The sequence below is a fragment of the Streptosporangium sp. NPDC003464 genome, from assembly GCF_053588315.1.
The window spans coordinates 1-13,180 of record NZ_JBSFPS010000083.1 but is presented as its reverse complement, the minus strand read 5'-3'; the positions used below and the strand labels follow the sequence as shown (position 1 = coordinate 13,180).

The 13,180-nt window shown below is 70.0% G+C and carries 13 protein-coding genes; 4 read left to right on the top strand and 9 right to left on the bottom strand.

The genetic code is table 11. The features are described 5' to 3' along the window. Positions 1 to 17: 17 nt before the first annotated feature. The 7 genes from ACWDS7_RS19840 to ACWDS7_RS19810 all read right to left on the bottom strand — a co-directional run bounded on the left by ACWDS7_RS19840 (position 18) and on the right by ACWDS7_RS19810 (position 6,710). Positions 18 to 1,043 carry an MlaD family protein gene (locus tag ACWDS7_RS19840; RefSeq protein WP_451930449.1) on the bottom strand — a complete coding sequence of 342 codons (1,026 nt, stop codon included), beginning with the start codon at positions 1,041 to 1,043 and terminating at the stop codon, positions 18 to 20. Continuing rightward, the gene (locus ACWDS7_RS19835) at positions 1,043 to 2,110 is read right to left on the bottom strand and encodes an MCE family protein (RefSeq protein WP_306857973.1); all 1,068 of its coding nucleotides are present in this window, start codon (positions 2,108 to 2,110) and stop codon (positions 1,043 to 1,045) included. Before ACWDS7_RS19835 ends, ACWDS7_RS19840 begins: the two co-directional genes overlap by 1 nt. Continuing rightward, positions 2,107 to 3,123 (bottom strand): MlaD family protein, encoded by a 1,017-nt coding sequence (locus ACWDS7_RS19830; protein ID WP_451930448.1) that lies wholly within the window; start codon positions 3,121 to 3,123, stop codon positions 2,107 to 2,109. The genes ACWDS7_RS19835 and ACWDS7_RS19830 overlap by 4 nt, the downstream gene beginning before the upstream one ends. A 6-nt stretch (positions 3,124 to 3,129) precedes the next feature. Further along, positions 3,130 to 3,996 (bottom strand): ABC transporter permease, encoded by an 867-nt coding sequence (locus ACWDS7_RS19825; RefSeq protein ID WP_306857977.1) that lies wholly within the window; start codon positions 3,994 to 3,996, stop codon positions 3,130 to 3,132. Beyond that, entirely contained in the window at positions 3,996 to 4,805 is an 810-nt protein-coding gene (locus ACWDS7_RS19820) for an MlaE family ABC transporter permease (protein WP_306857978.1), read from the bottom strand. The genes ACWDS7_RS19825 and ACWDS7_RS19820 overlap by 1 nt, the downstream gene beginning before the upstream one ends. Before the next feature lie 236 nt (positions 4,806 to 5,041). Next, positions 5,042 to 6,460 carry an aminopeptidase P family protein gene (locus ACWDS7_RS19815; protein ID WP_451930447.1) on the bottom strand — a complete coding sequence of 473 codons (1,419 nt, stop codon included), beginning with the start codon at positions 6,458 to 6,460 and terminating at the stop codon, positions 5,042 to 5,044. A 106-nt stretch (positions 6,461 to 6,566) separates the two neighbouring features. After that, positions 6,567 to 6,710: a hypothetical protein gene (locus ACWDS7_RS19810; RefSeq protein WP_451930446.1), complete on the bottom strand. Its 144-nt coding sequence runs from the start codon at positions 6,708 to 6,710 to the stop codon at positions 6,567 to 6,569. A 91-nt stretch (positions 6,711 to 6,801) separates the two neighbouring features. On the opposite strand from ACWDS7_RS19810, the gene ACWDS7_RS19805 reads away from it, so the two are divergent. From ACWDS7_RS19805 to ACWDS7_RS19795, 3 genes are all read left to right on the top strand, one after another. Next, entirely contained in the window at positions 6,802 to 7,077 is a 276-nt protein-coding gene (locus ACWDS7_RS19805) for a hypothetical protein (RefSeq protein WP_451930445.1), read from the top strand. Then, entirely contained in the window at positions 7,062 to 7,469 is a 408-nt protein-coding gene (locus tag ACWDS7_RS19800; RefSeq protein ID WP_451930444.1) for a PucR family transcriptional regulator, read from the top strand. Before ACWDS7_RS19805 ends, ACWDS7_RS19800 begins: the two co-directional genes overlap by 16 nt. Before the next feature lie 94 nt (positions 7,470 to 7,563). Beyond that, positions 7,564 to 7,992 (top strand): CBS domain-containing protein, encoded by a 429-nt coding sequence (locus ACWDS7_RS19795; protein WP_306857988.1) that lies wholly within the window; start codon positions 7,564 to 7,566, stop codon positions 7,990 to 7,992. A 55-nt stretch (positions 7,993 to 8,047) separates the two neighbouring features. On the opposite strand, the gene ACWDS7_RS19790 is transcribed toward ACWDS7_RS19795, so the two are convergent. Then, positions 8,048 to 11,389, bottom strand: a complete 3,342-nt coding sequence (locus tag ACWDS7_RS19790) for a S8 family serine peptidase (protein WP_451930443.1) — start codon at positions 11,387 to 11,389, stop codon at positions 8,048 to 8,050. 440 nt (positions 11,390 to 11,829) lie between these two features. Between ACWDS7_RS19790 and ACWDS7_RS19785 the strand changes: the two genes are divergently transcribed. Beyond that, complete coding sequence (locus ACWDS7_RS19785) at positions 11,830 to 12,084, top strand: Smr/MutS family protein (protein WP_012889737.1); 255 nt, start codon at positions 11,830 to 11,832, stop codon at positions 12,082 to 12,084. A gap of 804 nt (positions 12,085 to 12,888) precedes the next feature. Here ACWDS7_RS19785 and ACWDS7_RS19780 read toward each other — a convergent pair. Continuing rightward, the coding region (locus ACWDS7_RS19780) for a tetratricopeptide repeat protein (RefSeq protein ID WP_451930442.1) at positions 12,889 to 13,180 on the bottom strand (292 nt) is incomplete at its 5' end.

The window sequence follows — 13,180 nt, the reverse complement described above, 5'->3', positions numbered from 1 at the left end:
TCGCGGTCTGCGGCGTGTCATCGGCTGTTCCTGTCCTTGCGGATGGCGCCGAGCACCTCGGGGTTGATCGGGCCGAGCCCGGTGGCGATGGCCTCCACCCACGGGCCCTGGCCCCCGGCGGTGGCCAGCCCGGAGAAGGTGGGCCCGACCCAGGCGAGGACGGAGTTGAGCGCCTTGCCGCTGGTGGAGTCGAGCCGGTTGCCGATCGCGGTCATGTCGTCGACCACCGCGATCAGGTTCTTCTCGTGCTCGGTGACCAGTGTGGTGATGCTGTTGACCAGGTCGCTGCCGTCGCCGAGCAGGGACTTCAGCTCGTCGCGGCGGCGGCGCAGCTCGTCGAGCATGATCTCGATCGAGTCGATCAGCCGGCCGAGCTGCGCGTCCTTCGTCTCCAGCACGTCCATGATCTTGTTGCCGTTGTCCAGCAGCCTCCGCAGCTGCGGCTCGCTCTCGCTAATGATCTCCGACAGCTCGCCGATGTTGTCCAGCAGCTTGCTGACCCTGCCCTTGCGGGCGGGTCTGAGCTCGGCCAGCTCCGTCAGGAGCTTGTCGACCGAGTCGGTGTCGAGCCTCTGCACCAGCCGGGTGGCGTCCTTGAGCGCGTCGGTGACCAGCACGGGGGTGCTGGTCCGCGACATCGGGATCCGCCGTCTCTCTTCGGGCAGCTCGTCCATGTAGGGGCGGGTGACCGGTCCGGTGAGCTTGACGTAGCGGCCGCCCAGCAGGTTCGACAGGGTGATCTCGGCCCGGGTCTGCGGGCCGAGCCTGATCCCGTCGTCCACCTTCCAGGTCACCACGACGTGTCCCTGGCCGTAGTCGGCGCGGACCTCGGTGACCTTGCCGACCGGGACGCCCGCCACGCGCACGTCGTTGCCGGAGCGCAGGCCGGCGGAGTCGGGCAGCACCGCCGACATCGTGTAGCCGCCCTCCAGCAGTCCGAGGTTGCCGACGAGGAAGGTGGCGACCAGGACGGCGGCGAGGGCCGTCATCGACACCAGGCCGACGACGGTCTTGTTGCGGTCGCGGAACGACTTCAGCGCCATCAGGGCCCCACCAGCACTCGCCGCAGGTTCCCCGTGCTGGTGAGCTTGAGACTGCCGCGCAGCGGCGGGGGACTGCTCATCGGATAGGGACAGGGCAGGGGGCCCAGCGCCAGGCAGGGCACCGCCGTGGTGACGAAGTGGCCCCGGCCGGTCACCTGGAACGAGCGCCGCAGCGGCGGGGTGATGGTGTTGAGCACCTTCTCCACGCTGCTGATGTTGCGCCGGATGCCGCCGGTGAGCCGGGTCATGCTGTCGACCATCCGGCCGAACTCCCGGGAGTTGCGGCCGAGCACCTGGTCGTTGACCCTGACCGTGGCGGACAGCTCCACCAGGGCGTCGTCGACCAGCTCACGGTTCCGGGCGAACGCACCGGTCAGCGCGACCAGGTTGTCCACCAGCCGGGAGATCTGCCGGTCCCTGCGGGCGACCACGCCGGTCACCGTGGCGTAGTCCTCCAGCAGCCCCTTGATGATCTTCTTGCGTTCGGCGACCGTGGTGGTCAGGTCGTTGAGGTTGTCGACCAGTTCGGGGATGTTCTCCTGGTTGCCGTCCAGCGCCTCGCCGGCCGCGGTCAGCAGCTGGTTGATCTGGTCGGGGTCCAGGCTCCGGGTGAGCGGGCCGAGGTCGCTGACCAGCTCGCCGATGTCCACCACCGAGCTCGTCAGCTTCACGCGGGCCCCGTCGCCCAGCATGTCCGGGGCGGTGCCCGGCTCCAGATAGACCACCCGCTGGCCGATCGTGTTGCGCCACCGGACCGCCGCCGAGCTGTCGGAGGGCACCTTGACCGCCGCCTGCACGCCGAGCACGACCTCGGCCCGGCCGTCGACCACCTCGATCGACTCGACCTGGCCGACCGGCGCGCCCGCGATCTTCACCTGGTCGCCCTCGTGCAGCCCGGAGACGTCGTCGAAGGTGGCCACGAGGCGGTAGGTGTCGCCGAGGCTCACCCGGGCGATCTGGGCGCCGATCAGGACGGTCAGGGTGCCCGTCACGAGCAGGAAGAGGACGAACTTGGCGAGCGTCCAGCGGCGCTGGATCTGCTCTCTCGACCGGGCCAAAGGGCTCACCTGCCGTTCGTGGGGCCGCAGGCGCCGACGAACAGCTCGCAGATGTCGGTCGCGACGAAGGCCTCCATCTTGATCTGGTTGGCGCCGTCCGGACCCTCGCCCGAGACCAGGTCGTTCAGCACGGTGAGGATCTGGTTCAGCCCGCGCACCCCGTCGCCCGCGATGCCGAGCTGCGCGTAGAGCAGCGCGGCCGCGCGCTCCCCGGCGTTCACCGCGGCCTTGAGGTCCTTGCGGTGCTTGCGCAGGCCGTGCGCGCTCAGGTGCGAGATCTCGTCGAACTCCCGCAGCAGCGCGCGGACCTTGTCGGCCCGCTTCAGCAGGTCCGGGGTGATCACGTTGAGGTCGGAGGAGATCGCCACCAGCTCGTCGCCCTTGTCGGACAGCGCGGCGCTCAGCGCCCCGGCGTCGCCGATGAACCGCCGGAACTCGCCGCGGCGCCGGTGGGCCACCTCGACGATCTTCCCGGTGTCGTCGACGATCTCCGCGATCTGCGGGCCCTTGCCGTCCAGGCCGCGGCCCAGGGTGTGCACGATGGTCGTGATGTCCTTGGGGTCCACCGCGCCCAGCCCCTCGTAGGCGTCGGTGAGGGAGTCCGACAGGTCCTTGGGCGCCTCCGTCCTGGTGATGACGGCGCCGCTGGCCAGGTAGGGGCCGTCCGTCTCGCCGGAGCCGAGGACGAGGTTGACGAACTTGGGGCCGAAGACCGAGGTCGGCTCGATCGCGGCGGTGACGGTCTCGGGCACCTTGACCCCGGGCTCCACGTGCATGGCGACCACGGCCCGGCCCTCGGGGTCGAGGGTGACGGAGCTGACCCCGCCCACCGTGATGCCGCGGATCTTGACGGGGGAGTTGGGGTCCAGCCCCTGCCCGGCGTGGGTGAACACGGCGGTCACGCGCATGCCGCTCACCTGCGCCGCGGCCCGGATGACGAGGAGGAGGGCCAGGACGAGCGCGAGCACCACGCCGAGCGAGATCGCCAGCCGGACCGGCAGGGGGACTTCACCGCGCGCCATCGCCGCTCACCCCGTCAGCTTCACGCCGCTGCCGTTGCCCCAGAACAGGTAGGACAGCAGCAGGTTGAGGAGGATGACGGTGACGATCGACTGGCGGATCGCCCGCCCGGCCGCGGTCCCCACGCCGACCGGGCCCCCGGTGGCGTTGAACCCGTAGTAGCAGTGGATGCTGATGACGGCGAAGGCGAAGACGATCACCTTGATCACGCTGTAGACGATGTCGATCAGCGGCAGGCCGAGATAGAAGTAGTAGTCGTAGACGCCCGGCGACATGCCGAACAGGACCGTGCACATCAGCCGGGTGGCGAAGAAGCTGGCGAACAGGGCGATCAGGTAGACCGGGACCAGCGCGATCAGTGCGGCCACCACCCGGGTGCAGATCAGGTAGGTGAAGGCGTTGATGGCCATCACCTCCAGCGCGTCGATCTCCTCGGAGATCCGCATCGCGCCCAGCTCGGCGGTGAAGGACGAGCCGACCTGCGCCGCGAGCGCGACCGCCGCGATGATCGGGGTGATCTCCCGGACGTTGGCGAAGCTGCCCACCAGGCCGATGAAGGACTCGGCGCCGATCGCCTGCAGACCCTGGTAGCCCTGCAGGCCGACGGTGGCGCCGACCGCGAAGGCCATGGTGAAGGCCACGAAGACCATGCCGCCGCCGATGACGGTCGCGCCGACGCCCACCACCACGTCGCTGACCTGACGGAGCACGACCTTGGTGAACTTCATCCGGAAGACGATGTCCCGCAGCGAGTAGAAGACGACCTTCCACAGGAACAGCGGCCAGTCCGACAGCGAGGCCAGGCGGTCCGCGAGGTCGCGCAGCACGCCGTAGGCGCGGAATCCGGCGGTGCGCGCGCCCGGGATCGTCGCCATCACAGGGGCCTGGGCGGGTAGGCGAGGAAGTAGATCATGGTGACCACGTAGTTGACCGCGAACACCAGCATGAACGTGACGACCGTGGACTGGTTCACCGCGCGTCCCACGCCGACCGGGCTGGTCTGGCAGGTCATGCCGAAGTAGCACGACATGATCGCCGCGATGAAGCCGAAGATCCACGCCTTGAACAGGGTGACCAGCAGGTCGCTGGTGACCAGCAGGGACACCGCGCCGTCGAAGTAGGCGCCGGGGGTGACGCCCTGGATGACGACGTTGAAGAAGTAGCCGCCGCCCGCCCCGGCCACGATGACCAGCGGCACGAGCAGCACGGCCACCGTGCTCGCCGCCCACAGCCGGGGGGTGACCAGGCGGTGGACCGGGTTGACCGCCATCACCTCCATGGCGGCCAGCTCGTCGCGGATGTTGCGGGCGCCGATGTCGGAGGTCATGGCCGAGCCTCCGGCGCCCGCGATGAGCAGGGCCGAGGCCATCGGGGCGACCTCGCGGACCAGGCCGACCACCACGGCGCCGCCGGTGGCCGAGGAGGCGCCCAGCTGCCAGGCCAGCTGGCCCACCTGGAGGGCGACGGTCGCGCCCAGGGGGAGGGAGACGAGCAGGACGGGCAGGCTGGTGACACGGGCGAGGAACCAGCACTGCTGGACGTATTCCCAGAACCAGGTCCGGACGTCCCAGGTGCGGCGGAAGCCCTCGAGCGCGATCACCGACATGTCGCCGACCCGGCCCAGCATGTCCGTGCTCCTGCGGGCGAGGTAACCGGTGACCCCGTCCTGCCCGCCGACCGCCATCAGTGCGCCGTCCGTTGTGCCATGACCACCTCGGGGCTCGCGACTCCGACCATGGATCAGTCACCCTACTGACGGGTAGTCCAGTAAGTCGATGGCTCCTGGGTAATTTGATGAAAAGGGATGAGGCCCAGATCACATCTTGTCAGGGCCTCACACTTTCCGCAGGTGGTCATGAGGATCGGGCGCGCGGTACGGCGCCGCCGCCGGACGCGGCGGAGCGTGGCCGGGCGCCGCGGTCAGCTGGAGATCGCGCTCATCCAGCCCTCGATCTCGTCGGGGTGGCGGGGCAGCCCGGCCGACATCAGGCGGGCGCCGTCGGCGGTCACGACGAGGTCGTCCTCGATGCGCACGCCGATGCCGCGCAGCTCCGGCGGGAGCGTCAGGTCGTCCGGCTGGAGATAGAGGCCGGGCTCAACGGTCAGCACCTGGCCCTCCTCCAGCACGCCGTCGAGATAGACCTCCGAGCGGGCCTTGGCGCAGTCGTGCACGTCCATGCCGAGCATGTGGCCGCTGCTGCACAGGGTGTAGCGGCGGTACAGGCCGCTGTCGGGCTCCATCGCCTCGTCCGCGCTGATCTTCAGCACACCCCAGTCGCGCAGTCCCTCGGCGATGACCCGCATGGCCGTCTGGTGGAAGTCGCGGAACCTCGCTCCCGGGCGCAGGACGGCGATGGCCGCGCTCTGGGCCTCGTAGACCAGCTCGTAGACCTGGCGCTGGATCGGGCTGAAGCGTCCCGACAGCGGCAGGGTCCTGGTGATGTCGGCGGTGTAGAGGTTGTCGGTCTCCACCCCCGCGTCCAGCAGCAGCAGGTCGTTCTCGTTCAGCCGGCCGTCGTTGCGGATCCAGTGCAGCACGCACGCGTGGGCGCCGGAGGCCACGATGCTGTCGTAGCCGACCGCGTTGCCCTCCAGCCGGGAGCGCAGGCCGAAGACCCCCTCCAGGTAGCGCTCGCCGCGCCGGTGGGCCAGGGCCGCGGGCAGCGCCCGCACCACGTCCTCGAACCCGCGGGCGGTCGCGTCCACCGAGAACTGCAGCTCGGCGATCTCCCACTCGTCCTTGATCAGCCGCATCTCGGACAGGAACGTCTCCAGCTCGCCGTCCCCGTCGTGCGGGGAGACCCGGGCGTCCACCGAGGCGTCCACCCCGCGCAGCACCCGCGCGGGCCCGCCGAGCGCGTCGTCCAGCCTGTCCACGGCCGCGCAGTCGATCAGGTAGAGCGACTCGGCCTCGGCCAGGTCGGGGCGGCGGCCCACCCAGAACTCGCCGTAGCGGCGGTCCCGGTAGAACTCCTGCCCGGCCGTCCCCGGCGCCGAGCGCGGCGAGCGCGGCCGCAGGAACAGCGTCGCCGCCCCGGACGGCTCGATGACCAGCACGTTGCCCGGCTCCTGGTCGCCGGTGAGATAGGTGAACGCGCTGTGCGGCCGGAAGCGGTAGTCGCTGTCGTTGCTGCGGGCCTTGAGCGTGCCGGAGGGGATGACGAGCCGCTCGCCGGGGAAGCGCGCGGCGAGCGCGGCGCGCCGCTTGGCGGTGTAGGTGGCCAGCGGCAGCGCGGTCAGGTCGTCGCGGTGGGTGTCGGCCCAGCCGGTCGCCATGAACGCGGCGAGGGCGTCGGAGATCGGCAGGTCGTGGCTGCCGGTGTTGAGCTTCTCGGTCATCGTGTCCCCGGGAGCGAAGGTGTGTGGTATTTCACACACTACTTGCCGCCGACAGGGCCCGCATCCCCCAACTTTAGGGGGTGCGGGCCCTGCCGGGGACCGGCGATCAGCCGACCGGCACCGTGTAGTCCCTGGCCAGGTCGGAGACCGCCGCCTCCTTGAGGACCACGGCGCCGCCGAGTGCGGTCTTGTCCGGTTTGACGACGAAGGACGCCCGGGCCGCGGGCCTGTCGAACATGGTGAAGTCCATGACCGTGCCGTAGTCGCCGCCCCAGGACGACTGGCTGCGGTGCGCGGCGACGATGGCGGCACGGCTCAGGTCCTTGCCCTGGCAGGCCTTCTTGAGGGCGTCGCCGACGATCGCCGCCGCCGCGTTGGACCTGCCCGAACTCGGCCGCTACGCGGTCGTCATCACCCGGCTGCCGGGCCGTCACGACCACCAGGACGACGCGGTCCGCCCGGCGGCCCTGGGCGCCATGCGGCTGCTGTGGCGGATGCGCCCCGACTACGAGGTCGCGGTCGCCCTGCTCCGCGAGGCGGGGGTGGAGGACCTGGCCCGCGAACTGCGCCCCACGTCACCGGCTGCGCCGGGATCAGCCCGGTGGTCGAGGGGCTGACCGAGCTGGGCCGGGCGCGCAGGCTCGCCGAGCTCGCCCTGCGGACCTGCGTGGGGGAGGGGCCGGAGATCGCGCTGCTGGAGGACCGGCTGCCCGCCGCGCCGGTGGTCAGCCAGCCCGAACTCGCCGGCCACCTCAGCGGCGCTGTGCTGCGGCCCATCCTCGCCCTCGACCCGGCCGACCGGGAGGTGCTGCTCGGCACGCTGGAGGCGTGGCTGCGCTGCGAGGGCTCGGCGATGCGCACCACCGGGCAGCTCTACTGCCACCGCAACACGGTCTTCAACCGCATCCGCCGCATCGAGCAGCTCACCGGGCGCTCCCTGGCCCGCCCGCTGGACATCGTGGAACTCGCCCTGGCCCTCGACGCGGTGCGATTACTGCCGGTGACGTGACAGTCACGGCCTTTGCCGCGAGGGGTGCTTAGACAGAGAGCCGGCGGGGCAATGGTTAGGGATACCCCAGCCAGGTTGAACCGAGGTGATGTCGATGCTGATCGGTACGATTCTGCAAGGCAAGGGAGCGGACGTGACGACCATCCGTCCCGAGGCGACGGTGACCGAGCTCCTGGCAGTCCTCGCCGCGCACAACATCGGCGCCGTGGTGGTCTCCGAGGACGGCTCGTCGATCGCGGGCATCGTCTCCGAACGCGACGTGGTGCGGCGGCTCGACGACCGCGGCGCCGGCGTGCTGACCGCCCCGGTGTCGTCCATCATGACGACCGACGTCCATACCTGCCCGCCCACCGCCAACGTCGACGACCTGCGCCAGACCATGACCACGCACCGCATCCGGCACGTGCCGGTCATGGACGGCGGGCGGCTGGCCGGGATCGTGAGCATCGGTGACGTGGTCAAGAGCGCCATCGAGTCGCTGGAGACCGAGAAGGCATACCTGGTCGACTACCTGCACCGCTGAGGCCCGGTGGAGCCCGGCACGCCGGTGCCGGGCCCCACGGATCCCTACCGCTTCCTTACTGCACGGTTATCTTGTCGACCTCGATCGTGATGCCCTTCACCTGCGGTGTCGACGTGCCCGTCGTCACCGTCCCGGTGCCCGTGCTGACTCCCTTGACTTTCATCGTGTAGGTCAGGGTGCCGCCGGGGGCGCCGGGGGTACTGGTCACGCGGAGGTCCTGGGTCGGCGGCCCGGTGATCTGGCCGCCGGCCGTACCCTCGTCGTTCTCGGCGCCGACGGTCAGGCCGTAGCTCGCCGGCATGTCGCCGGGCAGGTTGGCCGGGTCGTAGGTGTAGGTGATGTCCTCTTCCCCGTTCAGCCCGATCCACTGCTGGAACACCTTGGCGTCCGTCGTGCCGTAGACGTTGAGGCGCCATTCGACGACGAGCCAGTCACTCACGCCGTCGGTCAGCGTCCCGACGTAGACGCCCGGCGCGCCGGCGCCGTCCAGGTCGGTCCAGTAGGGGGCGAGCACGTTGTTCGGGGTGGCCGGGTCCGGCAGCGACTGCGGCGCGGCCTCGATGTCGGCCGAGCCCGCGGTGCCTCCCGCGACCGTGTAGCCGTTGGAGACGACGCCGATCCGGGTGTAGGTCTTGCCCGCGTACTTGAACGGCGGGACGGTGAAGTTCAGCGCCTGCTCGTCGCCGATCGGCGTCGGCGTGATGCCGTAGGCGTCCAGCGGCAGGTAGGGCGCGGGCCCGGTGCCCGGGGCGATGCCGGGCCGGTCCGGCTGCCGGGCCGTGAGGGTGGTCTTCGCCGTCGCGATCTGCGAGCCGACCTTGGTGGCGCCGGTCACGGAGTTCAGCCGCAGCTTGCTGTCCAGCGTGCTGACCGCCGTCACCTCGGCGTCCTTGAGGGTGGTGTTCTGCACGCTCACGGTGCAGGTGGACTCGCCGCTGTCGCGGGCGATGGTGTCCGGCACGCAGGTCTGCTCGACCGGGACGGCGCCCTCCTTGCGGAAGAACGCGACCGGCAGGTGCAGGTCGCGGCTGCCGCCCGACTGCTTGAGGTTCACCTGGCCGAAGTACTGCCCCTCGGGCAGGTCCGGCGCGGTGACCACCACGGTGAGCTTGACGCTCTTGCCCGGCTTGACGCTGAAGCGGGGCGGCAGCACCGTGATGTTCGCCCCGCTCACGGTCGTGCCCGAGGCGTCGTAGGTGAGCGTCTTGTCGGTGACGTTGGTGAAGGTCCGCTTGGCGGTGATGAGACCCGGCATGGTCGGGGCGTTCACCGAGGGCAGGTTGAGGTCGATGCGGTTCAGCTCGTCGCCGGCCGAGGCGGCGAAGTTCTCCGCGGTCTCGTTCAGGGTCAGGCCCGGGTCACCGGCCTTGCTCAGGTCGATGCGGCCGCCGCCGAAGTCGAACGGGTCGGCGGGGGTGACGCGGTCCTGCTTGGTGACCGAGGTCTTGGCCGTGGTCTCCAGCGCGGACTTGACCTGACCCGGGGTCCAGTCCGGGTGCAGCGCGAACACCAGCGCCGAGGCGCCGGCGACGTGCGGTGACGACATCGAGGTGCCCGCGATGACCTGGTACAGGTTGCCCTGCGGGCCGCCCGCCGGGCCTTCCAGCGTCGGCGTGGTCCCGGCCAGGATGTGCAGGCCGGGCGCGGTGACGTCCGGCTTGAGGAAGTCGCCGCCCGGACCGCGGGAGGAGAACGTGGTGATCGCGTCGCCCTGCCAGGTGGTCTTGGTGCCCTGGGTGAACTTGCCGGTCGCACCCGGGTTGGCCGTCAGGAAGGCCAGCAGCGCGTCGCCCTCCGGCTTGTCGAGGTGGACCGTCGGGATCCAGTGGTTGTCGGTCATCACGTCGAGCGGCGTGGCGTTGTAGAGGATCATGCCGGCCGCGCCGCCCTGGAGCACGCTGTGGCTCTTGAGCACCCGGTTGGGGCCGCGCTGGCAGGCGACGATCTTGCCGGTGAACAGGCCCGGCGGGGCGGGCGCCGTGCACAGCGCGTTGGAGTACGGCGGGGCCGAGGCGAGCACCACCGGCAGCGGCGAGTTGATGCCGGCCGTGATGGAGGCGCCCTTGAGCGTGGCCGTCGCGCCGCCCGAGCCGGCCAGCGTGATCGTGGACTGGAACGTCCTGCTCTGCGTGGAGGCCGCCACCGTGGTCACCCACGGGCTGAGGTGGTTGGCGGTCGCCGCCCCGGGCCCCTCGTTGCCGGCCGAGGCCGACACGAGCACGCCCGCCGCGTAGGCGTCGAGGAAGGCCAGCTCCACCGGGTCGCTGTAGGGGGAGGTGCCGCCGGAGATCGAGAAGTTGATCACGCGGACGCCGTCGAGGATCGCCCGGCCCACCGCCTGCGCGGAGTCGGAGGGGAAGCAGCCCTGCGCCCCGCAGACCTTGTAGACCGACACGTGCGCCGCCGGGGCGATCCCGTGGATCGGGCCGCGGCTGATGCCGAGCGGGTTGGCGTCGGCCACCGGGCCGCCGGCCGAGGTGGTCGCGGTGTGGGTGCCGTGGCCGTTGGAGTCACGGGCGCTGTCGGGGTAGACCTCGCCGCCGAACACCGCGTTGTAGGTGTCGAGGAACGGCGCGCCGCCGATCAGCTTGCGGTTGCAGGCGAACGGGTCGGCCGCCGGGGTCAGCGGGTTGTCCCCGAAGTTGCAGACGCGCGAGGTGCCGTCCTTGGTGGGGGGCGTGGCGGGCAGGGTGCCGGGGTCGGCGAACTGGGGGTGCTCCGGCCAGGCGCCGGAGTCCAGGATGCCGACGACGACGCCCTTGCCCGAGGAGGCGCTGCCGCCCAGCTTGCTGTAGATCGTCGGAGCCCCGATGAAGGAGGCGCTGGAGTCGGTCAGGAGCTGCTCGGGCCTGTCCTCCTGGACGGCCGCGACGCCCGGCAGCTTCAGCACCTCGGCCGCCTTGTTGGCCGGGATCCGCAGTGCGATGCCGCCGTAGACCGTGCGCAGCTTCTGCCCGGCCTTGGCGCCGGGAACGCTCTTGGCGAGTCCGGCGAGGAAGGTGTTCTCGACGTCCTCGATGTGCTTTTCGTATTTCTTGGCGTCGGCGCTTTTGATATCGAGAGCCTTGCCGGTTTTTGCGGGGCTTGTGGCGGGAAGGCCTTCGAGTCCGCCCTGATAGGCGGCGTAGGAGTCGTAGTCGAGTTTGACCATCACGTTGACCGTGGCACCCGAGGTGGACTTCAGCAGCGCCTGGTCGCTCTCGGCGAGCTTGCCGGTCGTGGACTTGGCGCCCTGGACCGGTTCACCCCCGGTCAGCGGGGTCGCCGTCCATTTCTTGGCGCTCGGGGTGGGGGTGGGAGCCGCGCTCGCCGGCGGCGCCATCGCCGCGACGAGTCCGACGGCGGCGGCGAGCACCGCCACGCGGCCGGTCCGTGATAGGTGGGACGTGCTTGGCAACGAGACCTCCCTGTAGGGACGCATGACCACGTCACGCCGGTGGGAGGCGTCGGGTCACCCGGGCATGCCTGGATCAGGGCATGGCTGAGGAGGACTCGACCCTCCCCGTTGGGTGACGAGAGAACGGCCACCTGTAAAGGCGGCCGATCATGACAGGGAGCCTAACTAGCGATCATTTATTTGCCTAGATCGTGGAATTGCCACAATCACCGGCCGAATTGGTCAAATTTAAATACTCGGTCAGCCCAGCGGCCTGACGGGACGCCGGCACGGCTGACGGCCGGCACCCCGCCGCCGGAGACGGCCCGTACGGCGGCGCCGGTATCCGGCGCGGGAACCCTCCCGGGCGGCGGCCCTGCCGCGGGTGACGCGCGGCCGAGGCCGGTGCGTGACGGTCCGCTGTGCGTAAACTGGTCCGAAGCGACCTGTGGGAGGCCCGGTTGAAGCTCAAGCTGGATCTGCACCCGATCTTCAACCGGGGCGGGGAGATCGACAAAGCGCTGCGGGGCATCATCGACGAGGCCATCAGGAAGAAGGCCACCGAGGTCGAGATCATCCCCGGCAAGGGCTCGGGCCAGCTCAAGAAGAAGGTCCTGCGCTTCCTTGAGCAGAAGGAGATCAAGGCCCTCTACCACCGCATCGACAAGGACGCCAAGAACCACGGCCGTCTGTTCGTCTACTTCCGCTACAAGTAGACCGGCGAGGTGTCCCACCTGCAGCTAAGGCGTCTATACCTGCCCTGAGCTGCGATTTCTTGTCTTCTTAGATCTCATCGAATCTCGGTGAATCTTGGCGTCATGTGCCCTGTGCGTGCCCTGATCTTGGGCTGCGCTCAGGTAGCTTTGCGTCGTCCTCTTGGACGTACCAACGCCAGAAGCAGCATGTCCACCGCCCAGCGCAACGGCCGCGCTTGCATCGTCTGCACAGCAGCCTCGAATACCGTAGTCCCGCCGCCTACGAGGCCACCTGCGCGGCCTGACCACCACCGTCAAAGCGGAACAAGCTCACACCCACCCTGACTCACGCTGGCGTGCAGCGGTCGCTTCGACCCCCCGGCACGTGTTCGTCCCCCGATGGTTCACCTCCGATGGCGACGGCTATGCGGTGCACGACGGCTCCGGAGACCCCGATGCCTGGATGCGCGCCGCCTACAGTGACCGGACGCTGGTGACCAAGGTGGGAAGGCTCCACGCCGACCACGCCGGCCCCGGCGAGCAGCCGGAGGGTCGCCCCGCGTCGTCTCCCTCGCGAGGGAACGTAACGGGAGATTCCGCGAGGGCGGTCCTTCACACGGCTGGCCTCACCCCTCGCCGCAGGATGAGGATTTTCTCTACAGGTATTAAAGGCGAGCCGCCTCCGGCGCCTCGCCGCGCGTCGGGCGGTCGCTGGCCGCGCTGCGGCTCTTCGGCCGGTCGCGGCCGCGCCGCCCACGCGCACGTATCGCCTAAAAGCGGCTGACTCAGTCGTATTCTCCGAGCGCTGGAGCTTTCGATCCAAGGTCAGTCATCTCTCAAACGTTTGACTTCCTCTTGTATCCGAGCCGCTTCGGTCGGACGGCCCAGCTCCAAGAAGGTGATACCGAGGTTGGTCAGGGATGTGGCGAGGTCGGGCCGGTAGCGATCGGGATAGGCCTCGGCCAGCTCCCGGCGAATGGCCACCGCCTCCTGTGTCATCGGCAGTGCCTCCGCCGGATGCCCCAACGCCGAAAAACGGACGCCGAGGTTGGACAGGGATGTGGCGAGGTCGGGCCGGTAACGGTCGGGATAGGCCTCGGCCAGCTCCCGGTAGATG